18 protein-coding genes are annotated in these 16,423 nt (G+C 73.0%); 12 read left to right on the top strand and 6 right to left on the bottom strand.

Annotated elements, in window-relative coordinates; translation table 11 throughout:
* Positions 1-77 precede the first annotated feature (77 nt).
* Both AB0M99_RS23770 and AB0M99_RS23765 read left to right on the top strand, forming a co-directional pair.
* The gene (locus AB0M99_RS23770) at positions 78-749 is read left to right on the top strand and encodes a DJ-1/PfpI family protein (RefSeq protein ID WP_365923695.1); all 672 of its coding nucleotides are present in this window, start codon (positions 78-80) and stop codon (positions 747-749) included.
* A complete protein-coding gene (locus tag AB0M99_RS23765) occupies positions 742-1,209 on the top strand; it encodes a MarR family transcriptional regulator (RefSeq protein WP_365923556.1) in 468 nt (155 codons plus the stop codon). Before AB0M99_RS23770 ends, AB0M99_RS23765 begins: the two co-directional genes overlap by 8 nt.
* A 13-nt stretch (positions 1,210-1,222) precedes the next feature.
* Here AB0M99_RS23765 and AB0M99_RS23760 read toward each other — a convergent pair whose 3' ends face one another.
* Complete coding sequence (locus AB0M99_RS23760) at positions 1,223-1,693, bottom strand: diadenosine tetraphosphate hydrolase (RefSeq protein WP_365923554.1); 471 nt, start codon at positions 1,691-1,693, stop codon at positions 1,223-1,225.
* A 254-nt stretch (positions 1,694-1,947) separates the two neighbouring features.
* Here AB0M99_RS23760 and AB0M99_RS23755 point away from each other — a divergent pair, with 254 nt between their 5' ends.
* From AB0M99_RS23755 to AB0M99_RS23715, 9 genes are all read left to right on the top strand, one after another.
* On the top strand, positions 1,948-2,952 hold the full coding sequence (locus AB0M99_RS23755) for an alpha/beta hydrolase (RefSeq protein WP_365923552.1): 1,005 nt from the start codon (positions 1,948-1,950) through the stop codon (positions 2,950-2,952).
* The gene (locus tag AB0M99_RS23750) at positions 2,945-4,177 is read left to right on the top strand and encodes an acyltransferase (protein WP_365923550.1); all 1,233 of its coding nucleotides are present in this window, start codon (positions 2,945-2,947) and stop codon (positions 4,175-4,177) included. Before AB0M99_RS23755 ends, AB0M99_RS23750 begins: the two co-directional genes overlap by 8 nt.
* Positions 4,170-5,516: a sensor histidine kinase gene (locus AB0M99_RS23745; protein WP_365923548.1), complete on the top strand. Its 1,347-nt coding sequence runs from the start codon at positions 4,170-4,172 to the stop codon at positions 5,514-5,516. The genes AB0M99_RS23750 and AB0M99_RS23745 overlap by 8 nt, the downstream gene beginning before the upstream one ends.
* On the top strand, positions 5,513-6,202 hold the full coding sequence (locus AB0M99_RS23740; protein WP_365923546.1) for a response regulator transcription factor: 690 nt from the start codon (positions 5,513-5,515) through the stop codon (positions 6,200-6,202). Before AB0M99_RS23745 ends, AB0M99_RS23740 begins: the two co-directional genes overlap by 4 nt.
* Before the next feature lie 89 nt (positions 6,203-6,291).
* Entirely contained in the window at positions 6,292-7,650 is a 1,359-nt protein-coding gene (locus AB0M99_RS23735; protein WP_365923544.1) for a histidine kinase, read from the top strand.
* Positions 7,647-8,309, top strand: a complete 663-nt coding sequence (locus AB0M99_RS23730) for a response regulator transcription factor (protein ID WP_365923542.1) — start codon at positions 7,647-7,649, stop codon at positions 8,307-8,309. Before AB0M99_RS23735 ends, AB0M99_RS23730 begins: the two co-directional genes overlap by 4 nt.
* A gap of 28 nt (positions 8,310-8,337) precedes the next feature.
* Positions 8,338-9,549, top strand: coding sequence for a cytochrome P450 (locus AB0M99_RS23725; protein WP_365923540.1), 1,212 nt, complete (start codon positions 8,338-8,340; stop codon positions 9,547-9,549).
* A 73-nt stretch (positions 9,550-9,622) separates the two neighbouring features.
* Complete coding sequence (locus tag AB0M99_RS23720) at positions 9,623-10,126, top strand: FBP domain-containing protein (RefSeq protein ID WP_365923538.1); 504 nt, start codon at positions 9,623-9,625, stop codon at positions 10,124-10,126.
* Positions 10,123-11,286, top strand: a complete 1,164-nt coding sequence (locus tag AB0M99_RS23715; protein ID WP_365923536.1) for an SGNH/GDSL hydrolase family protein — start codon at positions 10,123-10,125, stop codon at positions 11,284-11,286. Before AB0M99_RS23720 ends, AB0M99_RS23715 begins: the two co-directional genes overlap by 4 nt.
* A gap of 12 nt (positions 11,287-11,298) precedes the next feature.
* Here AB0M99_RS23715 and AB0M99_RS23710 read toward each other — a convergent pair whose 3' ends face one another.
* The 3 genes from AB0M99_RS23710 to AB0M99_RS23700 form a co-directional block, all read right to left on the bottom strand.
* Positions 11,299-11,739, bottom strand: coding sequence for a hypothetical protein (locus AB0M99_RS23710; RefSeq protein WP_365923534.1), 441 nt, complete (start codon positions 11,737-11,739; stop codon positions 11,299-11,301).
* A 28-nt stretch (positions 11,740-11,767) separates the two neighbouring features.
* Complete coding sequence (locus tag AB0M99_RS23705) at positions 11,768-12,163, bottom strand: hypothetical protein (RefSeq protein ID WP_365923532.1); 396 nt, start codon at positions 12,161-12,163, stop codon at positions 11,768-11,770.
* A gap of 194 nt (positions 12,164-12,357) precedes the next feature.
* Entirely contained in the window at positions 12,358-13,230 is an 873-nt protein-coding gene (locus AB0M99_RS23700; RefSeq protein WP_365923530.1) for a diacylglycerol kinase, read from the bottom strand.
* A gap of 184 nt (positions 13,231-13,414) precedes the next feature.
* On the opposite strand from AB0M99_RS23700, the gene AB0M99_RS23695 reads away from it, so the two are divergent.
* A complete protein-coding gene (locus AB0M99_RS23695) occupies positions 13,415-14,698 on the top strand; it encodes an adenylosuccinate synthase (RefSeq protein ID WP_365923528.1) in 1,284 nt (427 codons plus the stop codon).
* An 85-nt stretch (positions 14,699-14,783) separates the two neighbouring features.
* Here the strand turns inward: AB0M99_RS23695 and AB0M99_RS23690 are convergent, their stop codons facing one another.
* A complete protein-coding gene (locus tag AB0M99_RS23690) occupies positions 14,784-15,380 on the bottom strand; it encodes a dihydrofolate reductase family protein (RefSeq protein ID WP_365923526.1) in 597 nt (198 codons plus the stop codon).
* Positions 15,381-15,490: 110 nt separating this feature from the next.
* Positions 15,491-16,369: an alpha/beta hydrolase gene (locus tag AB0M99_RS23685; protein ID WP_365923524.1), complete on the bottom strand. Its 879-nt coding sequence runs from the start codon at positions 16,367-16,369 to the stop codon at positions 15,491-15,493.
* Positions 16,370-16,423: the final 54 nt, after the last annotated feature.

Genomic DNA, 16,423 nt, shown 5'->3' with positions numbered 1-16,423 from the left:
AACGCAGTGATGCACGGACAGTGGAGGCGAGCCCCATGACCGGAACATCGAACGGGACGACGAACGCGACCGACGCCATGGCGGACGCGACGGCGGCGGACGCGACGGCGGCGACCGAGGAGGCTGCCCCGCGGCGGCAGGTCCACCTGGCGGTCTACGACACCTACGCGGACTGGGAGACGGGCCACACCACCGCGCACCTCACCCAGCGCGGCCACCAGGTCCGCACCGTGAGCGCCTCCGGCCCCGGCCGGCCGGTGGCCACCATGGGCGGCGTCCGCGTCCAGCCCGACATGGCCCTCGCGGACCTGCGCCCCGAGGACTCCGAGCTGCTGATCCTCACGGGCGCGAGCCTGTGGGACACGAGCGAGGAGCTGGCCCCCTTCGCGGCCAAGGCCGCGCAGTTCCTGGCGGCCGGCGTCCCGGTCGCCGCGATCTGCGGAGCCACGGCGGGCCTCGCCCGGGCCGGCGTACTGGACGGCCGTACGCACACCAGTGCGGCCCCCTTCTACCTGGCCGGGCAGCCGGGCTACGCGGGCGCCGAGCGGTACGTCGAGGCCGACGCGGTCACGGACGGCGACCTGATCACGGCGGGTCCGACCGAACCGGTGGCGTTCGCCCGCGAGGTCTTCGCGCGGCTCTCGGTGTACGGGCCGGAGGCGCTCGACGCGTGGTACCGCCTGTTCCACGACTCGGACGCGAGCGCGTACCCCGTCCTCATGGCCGCGGCGGAGTCCGGCGATGCCTGACCTCCCCGACCTCCCCGTACGCGCCCGCCAGGACCTGCTGAGCCGCACCGCGCTCGGGGTGTTCCGGCTGAACGGCCAGTTCCTCGCCGTTTCGGAGGAGCTGGCCCGCCCCGCCGGGCTGACCGCGGCCTGGTGGCAGGTGCTTGGTGCCGTGCTCCGGGAGCCGCTGCCCGTCGCCGGCATCGCCCGGGCCATGGGCATCACCCGGCAGAGCGTGCAACGGATCGCGGACCTGCTCGCCGCCAAGGGCCTGGCCGAGTACGTACCGAACCCGGCGCACCGGCGCGCGAAGCTGCTGCGCCCGACGGAGGCCGGGCGCGCCGCCATCGCCCGTATCAACCCGGGACACGCGGACCTGGCCGACCGGCTCGCGGAGGAACTCGGCGAGGAGGGCTTCGCCGAGACCGTGCGCGTCCTGGAGCGGCTGGCCGCGGCCTTGGACGTACTGGCTGAACGGTAGCCGCGATCCGCCCCTACAGCCGGTCGAGTTCCTCCCCGATGGCGGCGCGCAACGCGTCGTGACGCGCGCCGAGTTCGTACTCCGGGCTCCTCCAGTACTGCTCCTCGTACAACCAGACGGGCATCCGGACGAGGTCGGCGGGCTCCCAGTCGTAGCGGGGCCAGACGTGGGCATGGAGGTACGGGTCGGTGTTGCCCAGGATCTCTATGTTCACGCGGCGGAAGGCCGGATCGAGGCGGCGGCAGGCCAGTTCGACGGCCTCGGCGAGCCGCTCCATGTCGCCCAGGTACGCGGCCCTGCGCGCCCGGGGCAGGTCCGAGAGGCGCGTCACGGCGGGGTCGTCGGTGAGGAGTACCGCGTAGCCGGGCAGGAACTGCCGGTCCCCGATCACGGCGAAGCCGGCGTCGAGGCGGCGCAGGACGGTGGGGTTCTCGCCCCGGTGCGCGCTCGCGATCCGGTCGCGGCGCCAGTCGGTGTCGTTCATCCCGGGACCCTAGCGGACGGGATCCGCGCAATTGGGGGGCCGGGGGGGTTGCCGGGGGGGTTGCCGGGGGTCGCAGGGGGGCGCCGTGGCTCCCAAGTACCCCTTGTCATACCTGAGAGCCAGCTCAGAAGGCGGCTCCGCAGCGGGACGCCGATGACGGGGTCCGATTCCTAATTTCGAAACCAGAGAGAACGCGGGCGGCCACAGCGGCCCCCGCAGCCGCCCTGTGTATCGAGCAAAGGAATCGGGGAACCATGACCGCCCGCCCCACCGCACGTCCCAACGGCCGCCGCCCCGGCGGCCGTCTGCGCCGCACCCTGCTGGCCGGGCTCGTCGCCGCGGCCGTCGTGCTCCCCGTCTCCGCCGCCGCCTCCCCCAATGTCCCCGCCCCCGACCCCGTGGCCTTCGACGGGCCTACGGGCCTCCTCGCCCGGTACTCGGCCAGCCGCGCCAACCTCGCCGAAGCCGCCCGCATGGCGCAGGACGCCGGCCGCGATGCCCGGGCCGGCAAGCTGCGCGCGATGGAGGCCGACGACGGCGCCCGGTTCCTCGCCTTCGACGGACGCGGCAAGGGCCGCGTCACCGCGGTGTTCGGCGATCTGGAGACCGCCGACCGGGTCGCCGTCCTGGTGCCCGGCTCGGACACCACCCTGGACACCTACGAACGGTTCCGCGCCGGGGCCGTCGCCCTTCAGCAGCGGCTCCAGGCCGAGCACCCCCGCTCCGCCGTGGTCGCCTGGCTGGGGTACGACACCCCCGGCACGATCAGCACGACCGTCCTCACCGCCGCCCGGGCGAAGGAGGCCGCGGCCGAACTGGGCCCGTTCCTCGAACGGTTGCCGCGGATGGCCGCCCCGGGGGCCCACCTCTCGCTGCTGTGCCACTCCTACGGTTCCGTGGTCTGCGCCCGGACCCCGACCGGCCCCGAGGTCACCGATGTGGCCCTGTTCGGCAGCCCGGGCACGGGGGCCGACTCCGCCGCGGACCTGCCGACCGGCGCCCGCATATGGGCCGGGCGCGGCAGCGGCGACTGGATCGGAAACGTCCCGCACGTACGGCTCGCCGGGCTCGGCTTCGGCGCCGACCCCGTGGACCCCGCCTTCGGCGCCCGGGCCTTCGCGGCCGGTTCCGCCGGCCACAGCGACTACCTCAAGCCCGGCACCGAGTCCCTCGGCAGCCTGGCCCGGATCGTGCTCGGCCCGTCGGCCGGCCCCGCCGCACCGGCCGCGCCCACCGCCCTGGAGGCCTCCCGTGTCTGAGCCCCTGCGCCGCGCCCGAGCCCGCTGGTCCGTACTCGCGGACCGCATCGACGCCGGCACCCCGGCCACCCGGGACCGCTCCGTGGACGCGCTGCGCGCCCTCGCGATCCTCGGGGTGGTGCTGGGCCACTGGCTGGTCACCGCGCTGACCACCGCCAACGGCGGCCTGAGCGCCACCAGCCCGCTCGCCCACATGAGCGCACTGGCCCCGGTCTCCTGGCTGTTCCAGACCCTGGCCGTCTTCTTCCTGGTCGGCGGCCACGTCGGCGCCCAGGGCTACGCCTCGGCCCGGGCGCGCGGAGTCCCGTACGGCACCTGGGTCGGCCGGCGGCTGGGCCGGCTCTTCCGGCCGGTCGCCGCGGTGCTGGTCCTGTGGACCGTGGCGGCGGGCGGACTGCTGCTCGGCGGAGTGGAGTTGGACACGGTCCGGACCCTCCTCAAGCTGGTGCTCTCCCCGCTGTGGTTCCTCCTCGTCTTCGCCGCGCTCACCGCCGCGACCCCGCTCGTGGCCCGGCTCGGCCCGGTGTGGCCGCTGGCCGTCGTGGCCGGCGTGGATGTCTGGCGGTTCGGCTTCGGCGGGCCTGAGTGGATCGGCTGGGTCAATGTGGCCGCCGGCTGGCTCGTCCCCTATACCCTCGGCGCCGCATGGTCCCGCGGGGCGTTCGCCCGGCGCACCCCGGCCGCGCTCCTGCTGGGCGGTGGCGTGCTGGCCACCGCCGCGCTGATCCTCTGGGGCGGGTATCCGGCGTCCATGGTCGGTGTCCCCGGCGCCGCGATCTCGAACCTGAACCCGCCGACCCTCGCCGCCGTCGCCTTCGGCCTGGCGCAGTGCGGCCTGGCCCTGCTGCTCCGGGAGCCGCTGGCCGGTGCGATGCGCCGGCCGCGGGCCTGGGCGAAAGTGGCCCTGGTGAACCTGTCCGCCATGACGATCTTCCTCTGGCACCAGACCGCCATGATGGCCGTCACCGCGCTCGGGCTGCTGGTCTCCACCGACCTTCCGGGACTGCACACCGTGCCCGGCTCCGCGGGGTGGATAGCCGCCCGGCTGCTGTGGCTGCCCGTGCTCGCGGCGGCGCTGGCGATCTGCTGGGCCGCGTTCCGTGCGTACGAACAGGGCACCCGCCCCCGGCCCCCGCAGACCCCCCGGCCGGCCCGGACCATTGCGACGACACCCGGCGTCCCCCGTCTCCGGACCGGCCGCCTGGAGGAGGCCGGTCATGCCTAGGCTGATCCGTGTGACCAAGCAGCGCGCATCCCTGGCCGAAGAAGCCCCGCCGTCCGACGCCGTCCAGGGCGGCGGCCAGTGGCGGGAGTTGGTCCGGGCGCTGTTCACCCTGCGGGCCGATCCGCTGCCCCGGATGTCGCGGCCGCGCTGGCTGGCCTGGCTGCCGCATGCGGTCGTCTGCTACGCGGCGGTCGCCATGGGCTTCCTCCTCTCGCAGCAGATGCGCGACCACCACGACGTCGGCGGCGGCCTCGTGGACCTCGCCTCCGCCCTGACGGGTGTGTCCATCCTGCTGGCGATGTTCCGCCCGATACCCGCCTGGTGGCTCGGCCTGCTGACAGCCGGCCTGATCTCCTGGACGATCCACGACCACGTGAGCCAAGGCCAGACCTGGCCCTGGCTGCCCGGCGGAATCTTCGCGTTCGCGCCGCTGGTGCTGCTCGTCGCGCTGCGCGTGCCGCCCCGGGTGACGGTCGCCGTCGTCGGCGTCTCGATCGCCTGGACCGCCCTGGCCGAAGGGTTCTTCAGGCCGTACCAGAGCCAGAGCACCATCGTGATCGCCGGTCTCCTCTTCGGTTTCGTGGGCCTCCTCGGGTACGCGCTGCGCGCACTGCGCCTGGCCCGGAGCGAGCTCGTCGAGCAGGAGACCCTCACCGAGGAGGAGCGGGCCCGGCGCACCCTGCTGGAGGAGCGCAGCCGCATCGCCCGCGAACTCCACGACGTCGTCGCGCACCACATGTCGGTGATCTCCATCCAGGCGCAGGTCGCCCCGCATCTGGTGGAGAACCCGTCCGAGGAACTCAAGGAGAACCTGGCCGGCATCCGGGAGAACGCGCTGGAGGCCCTGACCGAACTGCGCCGCGTCCTGGGCGTGCTGCGCTCCGAGGACCCGGACGATCCCGCCGACCCGCACCATCCGCAGCCGACCCTGGCCGAGTTGAACGGCCTCGTGGACAACGTGCGGGGCGCCGGGCTGGATGTCACCACCGAGATCGCGGGCATCCGGCGGCCGCTGACCCCCGGCGTCGAGCTCACCGCGTACCGGATCGTGCAGGAGGCCCTGAGCAACTGCCTGCGCCACGCCCCCGGCTCCCGCGTGGAGGTCGGCATCGCCTACGGGCCCCGCGAGTTGCACCTGTGCGTCGCCAACAGCGCGCCGACGCGGCCGGCCCCGCCGTCACACGGGGCGGGACACGGGCTGCTCGGGATGCGGGAGCGGGCAGGCATGCTGGGGGGTGAGCTGGCGGCCGGCCCGCGTCCCGACGGCGGGTACGAGGTGAGCGCCGTACTCCCCATGGGGGCGGCTCCCGCCGCCGACACGAGGAAGAAGGACGCATGAGTGCCCCGACCGACAGCGCCGGCCCGATCAAGGTGATGATCGCCGACGACCAGATGATGGTCCGGCAGGGCTTCACCGTGCTCCTCAACACCCAGCCCGACATCGAGGTGATCGGCCAGGCCGTGGACGGCGCCGAGGCGGTGGCCAAGGTCGCCGAGCTCGCCCCGGACGTGGTCCTGATGGACATCCGGATGCCGGGGATGGGCGGCATCGAGGCCACCTCGGTCATCACCTCCGTCCCGGGCTCGGCCGTGAAGGTGCTGGTGCTCACCACCTTCGATCTCGACGAGTACGTGTATGAGGCGCTGCGCGCGGGCGCCTCCGGCTTCCTGCTCAAGGACGCCTCGGCCGACCAGCTCGCCGAGGCGGTGCGCGTGGTGGCGGCCGGGGAGGCTCTGCTCTCGCCGAACATCACGAAGCGGCTGATCACCGAGTTCTCCCGGATGGGCGCCCCGCGGGCGCCCACGCGGGCCCGCATCGACGAGCTGACCGAGCGGGAGACCGAGGTCCTGTCGTTGATCGCCCAGGGCCTGTCCAATGCGGAGATCGCCGGACACCTGGTCCTGGCCGAGCAGACGGTGAAGACCCACGTCGGCCGGATCCTGGTGAAGCTGGGCCTGCGGGACCGCACCCAGGCGGCGGTGTTCGCGTACGAGAGCGGCCTGATCCGCCCGACGGGCTACTGAAGGACCCCGGGTAGTACTTGAGGGGGACCCCGGGAAATCCCCTTCAGCGGCGACGCGGGTGACAGGGGGCCGCACGTACCGTCTTGTACATGAGCGAGACCACCACCGGGGGGACCTCCCGGACACCGGAGATCAAAATGGCGACGGGCCTGCTGCGGTCCCTGCGCCAGGACCTCTTCACCGACGCCTTCGCCTACCGCCCGCTGGCGCTGGCGGGCGCCGATGACCCCATCGTCCGCCTGCTCCCCAAGGGCATACGCCACCACGCCGTGTGGCGTCGCCATGCGGCGGTGGCGGTGTTGGCGTTCTTCGTCATGTTCTTCTCCGGCACCACGCATGAGGGGTACGTCACCGACTCCTCCCGGTTCGCCATCGGGCTGATGTCGGCCGCTCCGGTGCTGATGACCCTGGTCCGCCCGATCGCCGCGTACTGGCTGGCCCTGGGGGTGACGCTGGTGGCGGCCGTGGTGAGCGGCGGCTGGTCGGATACCTGGCCGTGGACTCCGGGCACCTTCGCCTCCTATATCGCGGTCATGGTTCTGGTGACCCTGCGGACCGGGCCCCGCGTCGCGGGGTGGATGTGGGCGATCACCGTGACGTTCGGCATGAGCACCTCGATCGTGTTCAGTGACCGCTTCGGCTTCGGCGGCTCCGGCCAGCCCACCATGTTCGTCTTCTCCGCCTTCGCGCTGGCCATCGCGGCCAGCATCCAGATCCGCCGCCACGCGGCGGCGGAGGTGACCGCGCAGCAGGAGGTCACCGCCGTCGAGCGGGACCGGCGGACGCTGTTGGAGGAGCGGACCACGATCGCGCGCGAGCTGCACGACGTGGTGGCGCACCACATGTCGGTGGTGGCGATCCAGGCGGAGGCCGCACCGTACCGGGTGAAGAACCCGCCGCCGGAGCTGGAGGCGGCCTTCGTCACCATCCGGGAGAACGCGGTGGCGGCTCTGACGGAGCTGCGGCGGGTGCTGGGTGTGGTGCGCTCCGCGGACTACGAGGCACCTGATGCCCCGCAGCCGACGCTGGCCTCGCTGGACGGGCTCCTGGCCAATGTGCGGGAGGCCGGGCTGAGCGTGGACAAGACGGTGACGGGCGCGGTGCGGGAGCTGCCGCAGGGCGTGGAGCTGTCGGCGTACCGGATCATCCAGGAGGCCCTGAGCAACACCCTGCGGCACGCGCCGGGCGCGGCGGCCGGGGTGGAGGTGTCGTACGTACTGGGCGGCCTGGGGATACGCGTCGTCAACGGGGCGGCCACCGGGGACGTGCGGCCCTCACCGGGGGCCGGGCACGGCATCACCGGGATGCGGGAGCGGGTGGCCATGCTGGAGGGCGAGATGACCGCCGGACGGACGGCGGCCGGCGGGTACGAGGTGGCGGTGTTCATACCGGTCACCAGCCGGCCCCAGCCCGAGCCCGGGTCCGAGCCCGTGGAGGGCAAGGGATGACGACCATCAGAGTGCTGATCGTGGACGACCAGATGATGGTCCGTGAGGGCTTCTCCGTCCTGCTGAACGCGATGGAGGGCATCGAGGTCGTCGGCGAAGCGGTGGACGGCCGCGAAGCCATAGCGCAGGTCGCGGCGCTGAAACCGGACGTCGTGCTGATGGACATCCGGATGCCCGAGATGAACGGCCTGGAGGCGACGCGGGAGATCGTGGCCGCCGACACGGACGCGAAGGTGCTGGTCCTGACGACCTTCGACCTCGACGAGTACGTGTACCAGGCCCTGCGGGCCGGGGCCTCCGGCTTCCTCCTCAAGGACGCCTCGGCCCGCCAACTGGCCGACGGGGTACGGGTGGTGGCATCCGGGGAGGCGCTGCTGGCACCCTCGGTGACCAAGCGGCTGATCTCGGAGTTCTCCAAACTCGCCGATGTCCCGAGGGTCGCGAACCCGGGGAGCGTGGAGGAGTTGACGGAGCGGGAGACGGAGGTGCTGATCCTGATCGCGCAGGGGCTGTCCAACGCGGAGATAGCGGACCGCCTGATCGTCGCCGAGTCCACCATCAAGACCCACGTGAGCCGGATCCTGGTCAAGCTGGGCCTGCGCGACCGCACCCAGGCGGCGGTATTCGCATACGAGACCCGTCTCGTAACCCCGGCCTGACCGGCGGGTCACCGCTTAGGGTGCGGGGATGGGCTTTGATCCGTGGGATGCCGCGTTCGTCGCCGATCCGTACCCCGCCTATCGGGAGTTGAGGGAGCCGGGGCGGGCCCTGTGGTGCGAGGCCACCGGGCAGTGGCTGGTACCGCACCATGCCGACGTGAGCACCCTGCTGCGGGACCGGCGGCTCGGGCGCACGTATCTGCACCGCTTCACCCACGAGGAGTTCGGGCAGCAGGCCCCGCCGCCCGAGCACGAGCCGTTCCACGTGCTCAACGGGACCGGCCTGCTGGACCTGGAGGACCCCGCGCACGCGCGGGTGCGGCGGCTGGTGGCCAAGGCCTTCACGCCGCGCACGGTCGAGCAGCTCGTGCCCGCCGTCGAGCGGCTGGCGCGGGAGCTGGTCGGGCGGCTGGTCTCCGACGGGGGCGGCGATCTGCTCACCGCCGTCGCCGAACCGCTGCCTGTCGCGGTGATCGCGGAGCTGCTCGGGGTGCCGGAGGCGGACCGGGGGCTGCTGCGGCCCTGGTCGGCGGACATCTGCGGGATGTACGAGCTGCGGCCCGACGAGGAGACGGCGCGCAGGGCCGTGCGGGCGAGCGTGGAATTCAGCGACTACCTGCGCGAGCTGATCGCGGAACGGCGCAAGCGGCCCGGGGGCGATTTGATCTCCGGCATGATCGCCGCCCACGATGAGGGCGGCCGGCTCAGCGAGCAGGAGATGGTCTCCACCTGCGTACTGCTGCTCAACGCGGGACACGAGGCGACCGTCAACGCCACGGCCAACGGCTGGTGGGCGCTGTTCCGCCATCCGGCGCAGCTGGAGCTGCTGCGCACCTTCCGTGCGGATCCCGAAAAGTTGTCCACAGCTGTGGATGAACTTCTGCGCTACGACACGCCCCTGCAGATGTTCGAGCGCTGGGTCCTGGACGACATCCGGATCGGGGACACGGCCATCCCCCGCGGGGCCGAGGTCGCGCTGCTCTTCGGCTCCGCCAACCGGGACCCCGCGCGCTTCGCGGCCCCCGACGCGCTGGACCTCGTACGGGCCGACAACCCGCATCTGAGCTTCGGTGCCGGGATCCACTACTGCCTGGGCGCTCCGCTCGCCCGACAGGAGCTGGTCGCGTCCTTCGGGGCCCTGCTGGCGGACGGCGTCCCGCGGCTGCGGCTGGTCCGGGAGCCGCAGTGGCAGGGCGGATTCGTCATGCGCGGACTGCGGGAGCTGGCAGTGGAGTTCTAGCGCGGAGTCGGGAAGTGAAGTCAGGAAATATTGAGATGCGGTGCTATTGGTCTGGACATTAGGGTCTTCGACCGTGGAACCGCTCAGTGAGAAACAGATCCGCTCGTCCTTCGTGAACTGCACCAAGGGCGAGGCGGCACGCCTGCGACTGCCCCTCGACTTCGCCGAACTACCCTGGGAGGACCTGGACTTCCTGGGCTGGGTCGACCCCGGCGCCCCGCTCCGGGCGCACCTCGTGCTGCACCGGGAGGAAGGACCGCTGGGCATCTCCCTGCGCGTCCCCGCCATCGGCCGCACCAGCGCCATGAAGTCCAGCCTGTGCCAGGTCTGCCTGACGGGCCACGCCTCCTCCGGGACCACCCTGCTCGTCGCCCCCTTGGCCGGCCCGCGCGGCCGCGAGGGCAACACGGTCGGCACGTACATCTGCACGGACCTCGCCTGCTCCCTGTACCTGCGGGGCAAGCGGCAGCCGAAGCTGCGTACCGTGCGCTACGAGGAGTCCCTGACCCTCGACGAGCGCCTCGCGCGCATGTCGGGGAACCTGGACGCCTTCGTCGCGAAGGTCACCGCGTCATGAGCGCCGCCGACTGGATCACCACCCCCGTCGACGCCGGCCTGCTGCGCGGTGCGCTCGACTTCGAGCGCACCGCGCGGGGCGTGCTGCCGCACCGGCTGCCCGCCTGGGCGCGCAAGCAGTTCCCCGATCAGAACCTGGCCATGATGGAGGCCCAGCCCTCCGGTGTGCGCCTGGCCTTCCGCACCCGGGCCACGGCCGTGGAGCTGGACGTGCTCCCCACGAAGACGGCCTACCAGGGCGGCCCGGCGAGGCCGGACGGCGTGTACGACCTGATCGTCGACGGCCGGCTCGCCGGCCGGACGAGCGTGCCCGGCGGCAACCTCCACACCATCGACATGGCCACCTGGTCGGCGACCACCACTCCCGGCACGTCGGGCACCGCCCGGTTCGCCGAACTGCCCGCCGGCGTCGTCAAGGACATCGAGATCTGGCTCCCGCAGACGGAGATCACCGAGGTGATCGCCCTGCGCACCGACGCCCCGGTCGAAGCCGCGCCGGACCTCGGCCGCCGGGTGTGGCTGCACCACGGCAGTTCGATCAGCCACGGCTCCACCGCCGAGAGCCCGACCGGGACCTGGCCGGCGGTGGCCGCCGGCCGCTGTGGCGTGGAGTTGGTCAACATGGGGTTCGGCGGCAACGCGCTGCTCGACCCGTTCGTCGCTCGCGCCATGCGCGACACCCCCGCGGACCTGATCAGCATCAAGATCGGCATCAACCTGGTCAACACCGACCTGATGCGGCTGCGCGCCTTCGGCCCGGCGGTGCACGGCTTCCTCGACACGATCCGTGAGGGCCACCCGACCACGCCGCTGCTGGTGGTCTCCCCCGTCCTCTGCCCCGTCCAGGAGGACACCCCGGGCCCCCTCGCACCGGACTTCGAGGGCGGGAAGCTGAGCTTCCGGGCCACCGGCGACCCCTCGGACCCCGGCCGGCTGACGCTCGGCATCATCCGGGACGAGCTCTCCCGCATCACCACCGCGCGGGCGGCCGACGACCCGAACCTGCACTACCTCGACGGCCGCTCGCTCTACGGCGAGGCGGACTTCGCCGAGCTGCCGCTGCCCGACGCGCTCCACCCGGACCCCGCCGGCCTCCGTCGCATCGGCGAGCGCTTCGCCGAGTTGGCCTTCGGCACCGGGGGACCGTTCGCCGAGGCCTGAGCGCGGCCGGGCTCAGGCGCCGGCCGAGGCGAGGACGGAGCCGATGGCCGTCGCCGCGTCCGGCGCCCGGCGCGTGGGGGTGAACCGGGCCTCCGGCCGAGGGCGGCCCGCCGAGACCCAGACGCTCGGGACTCCGAGTGCGTGGGCGCCCGCGACGTCCACCGCCGGGGAATCGCCGCGGATCTTCGCCTCCTGCTGCCCCGTGCGGCCGTTCGTCACGATGACGCAGGTCCAGCCGCCCGCGGCCGCCCGCTCCAGCGCCCTACGCACCCCCGGGTCGAGTACGACGTGGTCGGCCCCGCCGCGTTCGAGCAGTGTGGCGACGGCGGCCGCGGGGGCTTTGTCGCCGTACCGCGCCGCCCTCGGCGTGTAGCCCGGGGCGTCCTGCGCCATCAGCCGGTCGAGGTCCGGCTCCGCAGCCCGTACGCGGAGGGAACCCGGCGGCAGCGGCACGCCGCCGGGAGACCACCCGCCCCCGTCGTCACCGCGCCCGGGCAGTGCCCAGCCGGCGGCGGGCCGTCGGGATCCAGACGGCGCCGCCCGGCCCCAGCCAGAGGGAGACCGGCCCGACGGGCGGGCGCCACGCGAGCCCCGGGCGCAGTACGCGGCCGTCCGGCAGCAAGATCCGCGGCAGCGGGAGCGGAAGCTGCGGTGCCACCGACGCCCCCGCCCGCGGTCCGCGGCTCCGGACGATCTCCGCGTCGTACGCCGCCCAGCCCGGCCCCGGCTGCGAGGACAGCGCCCGCCGCACGCGCCGGACGGCGTACAGCTCCCGCACACCGAGCCCCGCCGGGCACAGCAGCACCGCCAGCCACACCCCCGCCAGCCACAGCGGCCGGGCCAGCAGCCCTCCCACCACCGCCGGCCAGCAGAACACCGGCAGCAGGCACAGCAGCAGCGCGTCACGCCGCCACTCGCGCAGCTCCGCCGCCAGGCACGCGGGCGCGGGCGGCGGCGCAGGCAGGGGCCCAGGCGGCGGCCCAGGCGGCGGCGCAGGCGGCGGCGCAGGCGGCGGCGCAGGCGGCGGCGCAGGCGGGCCGCTCACCGCAGGGGACCCCGGGGGATCACAGGTCACCTCTGGTGCGGCAGCCTGAGGGCCCACGCCCCCGGCCGCAGGGTCCAGGTGCGCCGCCGGACCGGGCCGGTGACCGCCGAGTCGGCGCGGTAGCGGAAGTCCGCGCCCGACACCGTCACGGTGCCGGCCCGCGTGCGCACCACCGAGCCGGGGCCCGTGCCCATGCGGACGACCACCTCGGCGAGGCCGTCGCCCTCCCGCGGGGTCACGGAGACGTCCTCCACCAGCCGGTCCACGTCCGCGAGCACCACCCCGTCGGCCTCCACCCGCAGCCGGTGCCCGGCGCCGGACGCGCCGGAGCCCCCGGACGCACCGGACGCACCGGACGCACCGCTCTCCTCGCCCGCCGGCGGCCGCACCAGGGTGCGTACCAGCGAGCGGTACGCGCTCCACACCGACGGCCCCGCCGGACGGGGTACCGGCCGGACGGGTGGAATGCTGAGCCCGCCCAGCACCACCCCGTCGCTGTCGTCGACCAGCAGGTCCCGCATGCCGACGGTGCCGTCCAGGACCGCCCGCGCGGCCGAGACGGCCGACAGCGGCACCCCCAGCAGCCTCGCCAGCACCAGGGACCCCGGCTGACCCACGGGGATCAGCGAAACCACCCCGTCGGACAGGGCCCGCTCCCGGTGCAGCAGCCCGACGGCCCGTACGAGCGCCCGGTCGTCGCCGACGATCACCGGCTGGCGATGGCCCCGGCGGGCGAGGGCCCGCGCAAACTCCTCCTGCGAATCCGGCAGGCAGATTTTCGCCGCTGCTCCCGCTGACAACACATCTTTCGCGATCCGCACGGACTCGCCGTCAAGACGGCGGGCGACCGGGTCGACGAGCACGAGCAGGGCGCCTACCGGCGCGCCCGCATGGCTCATGGTGGGCTCTGGAGCCGACACCTCGGTCCTTCCTCGGGTAGCATCTTTGTGCAAGAGGCCCTTGCGCTATTGCGCCAGGGCCTTCGTCTATTCCGGGGTACCGGTCCGACGGCTCAGCCTGCGGTGTACATCGTCGTACGCCCCCTGACCTTGGACATGCCCCATCCGGAAGAGGTGTACGCCTGTGCCCGCTCTTGTGCTGCTCGGAGCTCAGTGGGGTGACGAGGGCAAGGGAAAGGCCACCGACCTGCTCGGTGGATCCGTTGACTATGTGGTGCGCTACCAGGGCGGCAACAACGCCGGCCACACGGTCGTCGTAGGCGACCAGAAGTACGCGCTGCACCTTCTCCCTTCCGGCATCCTCTCCCCCGGATGCACCCCGGTCATCGGCAACGGTGTCGTCGTCGACCCGGCCGTTCTGCTCTCCGAGCTGCGCGGCCTGAACGAGCGCGGCATCGACACCTCCAAGCTGCTCATCAGCGGCAACGCGCACCTGATCACGCCGTACAACGTCACCCTCGACAAGGTCGGCGAGCGCTTCCTCGGCAAGCGCAAGATCGGTACGACCGGCCGCGGCATCGGCCCGACCTACGCGGACAAGATCAACCGCGTCGGCATCCGGGTCCAGGACCTGTACGACGAGTCGATCCTCACCCAGAAGGTCGAAGCGGCGCTGGAGGGCAAGAACCAGCTCCTCGCGAAGCTGTACAACCGCCGCGCGATCGAGGCCTCCGCGATCGTCGAGGAGATGCTCCAGTACGCGGACCAGATCAAGGGCTACGTCGCCGACACCACCCTGATCCTCAACAACGCGCTGGACGAGGACAAGGTCGTGCTCTTCGAGGGCGGCCAGGGCACCCTGCTCGACGTCGACCACGGCACGTACCCCTTCGTGACGTCCTCGAACCCGACCGCGGGCGGCGCCTGCACGGGTACGGGTGTCGGCCCGACGAAGATCAGCCGCGTCATCGGCATCCTCAAGGCCTACACCACGCGTGTGGGTGCGGGCCCGTTCCCGACCGAGCTGTTCGACGAGGACGGCGAGGCCCTGCGCCGCATCGGTGGCGAGCGCGGTGTGACCACCGGCCGTGACCGTCGCTGCGGCTGGTTCGACGCCCCGATCGCGCGTTACGCGACCCGCGTCAACGGCCTGACGGACTTCTTCCTCACCAAGCTCGACGTGCTGACCGGCTGGGAGCAGATCCCGGTCTGCGTCGCGTACGAGATCGACGGCAAGCGCGTCGAGGAGCTCCCGTACTCGCAGACGGACTTCCACCACGCGAAGCCGATCTACGAAAACCTCCCCGGCTGGTCCGAGGACATCACCAAGGCCAAGACCTTCGCGGACCTCCCGAAGAACGCCCAGGCGTACGTCAAGGCCCTTGAGGAGATGTCGGGCGCCCCGATCTCCGCGATCGGCGTCGGCCCCGGCCGCACCGAGACGATCGAGATCAACTCGTTCCTGTAGGCCCTGACGGCCCGCGGGAACAACTGATCGACCCCCGAGGGGCGAGGCGCACCACGCGCCTCGCCCCTCGGCGCGTCCTTCGGACCTACGCCTTGGCGACCGGGCGGTAGGTGCAGACGTTGACGCCGTTGGGGCTGGTGACCGTGGAGACCAGTTCGAGCGTGCGCAGGCCCCCGTCGGCGGGGAAGATCGACTTACCGCCGCCGGCGAGCACCGGCATGATCATGAGCCGGAGCTCGTCCACCAGCCCCTCGGCCAGCAGGGTGCGCACGAGCGTGGGGCTGCCCATGACCAGCAGGTCGCCGCCCTCGCGCTCGTGGAGCTCGCGGATGCGGTCGACGGCGTCGTCGCCGGGGACGAGCGCGGTGTTGTTCCACGTCAGGTCGGACTCGGTGAGCGTGCGGGACACGACGTGCTTGGGGATCTCGTTCATCCGGTCGGCGAACGGGTCGCCGGCCCGCTCGGGCCAGGCCCCCGCCATCGTCTGCCAGGTACGGCGCCCGAACAGCAGCGCCTCGGCCTTCGACGTCGCCTCTGCGAAGGCCCCGCCCACGATCTCCGGGTCGAAGAACGGGTGCGACCAGCCGCCGTGCGCGAAGCCGCCGTCAGTGTCCTCCTCGGCTCCGCCCGGCGCCTGCACTACGCCGTCCAGGGTCATGAACTCACTGATGACGATGCGCATGGGACCCGCTCCTCGCGTTGATTCGTATCCGCTCTACGGCAATGGAGACCGCCGGCCCGGCCGGAACTCATCGCACCCCCGGCTGTGACCTGTGCCATACGGCGACCGGCCTACCAGGCCAGCTGGGAGATCTCCTCCGCGACCACCGCGCAGGCGTCCGCCGCCGGGTCGATGAGCGGGAAGTGGCCGATCCCGTCCAGCAGGGTCAGCCCGACCGTCTCCCCCGCCTGCGCGGCCGCCGCCACGTACGCCTCCGCCACCGCGTCCGGGACCACGATGTCCTCCCGGCCCTGCACCACCGCCGTGGCGATGCCCGTCGGCAGCAGCGCCGCCGGATCCGCGTACGGGCGGCGCTCCTCGAACAGCGCCCCGCCGCCCAGCAGCTGCGCCGAGGCCCCGCCGCACACGCCCAGCTCCTCCGCGACCCCGAAGTCCGCGATGGGGGCCAGCGCCACCACGCCGCGCAGCAGCGGCGGGGCGGGCAGCCGCCACGGGGACCCGGTCGGCAGTACGTGCCGGGCCGCGGCCCACAGGGCGAGGTGGCCGCCCGCGGAGTGGCCGGTGATCACCATCCGGCGGGGGTCAGCCTGCGGCAGGGCCGCCGCGGCGAGCCCGGGCAGGGCGTCCATGGCCGCGGCCACGTCGTCGAAGGTCTCGGGCCAGCGTCCCGCCACGGGACCCGCCGCGTCCTGGTGCGGCAGCGAACTGCCGCGCCGGTACTCGACATTGGCCACGGCGAAACCCCGACGGGCCAGGAAGTCCACGAAGGGGGTGATGTGCTGGCGGTCGTACGGGGCGCGCCAGGCGCCGCCGTGCAGGACCACGACCAGCGGGACCTGGGCCGAGACTTCCTCGCCGCGCGGGGCGTAGAAGTCGACGACCTGGTCGGGGTGTTCACCGTAGGCCGCCGTCACGTCGGGGGCGACCGGAGGATGGGAGAAGGCCGAGGCGGCCTCGGCAGCGTCCCGTTCCACTGCGGGGTCCGTCATCGACTCAACCTCTCGGTAACGCGTGGGACAGCGGGGACTGATGTTCCGGTTGTT

Source organism: Streptomyces sp. NPDC051183, from assembly GCF_040682455.1.
GTDB lineage: Bacteria > Actinomycetota > Actinomycetes > Streptomycetales > Streptomycetaceae > Streptomyces.
Note: the sequence above shows the minus strand (reverse complement) of the source record. Positions and strands in the feature narration are given on the sequence as shown.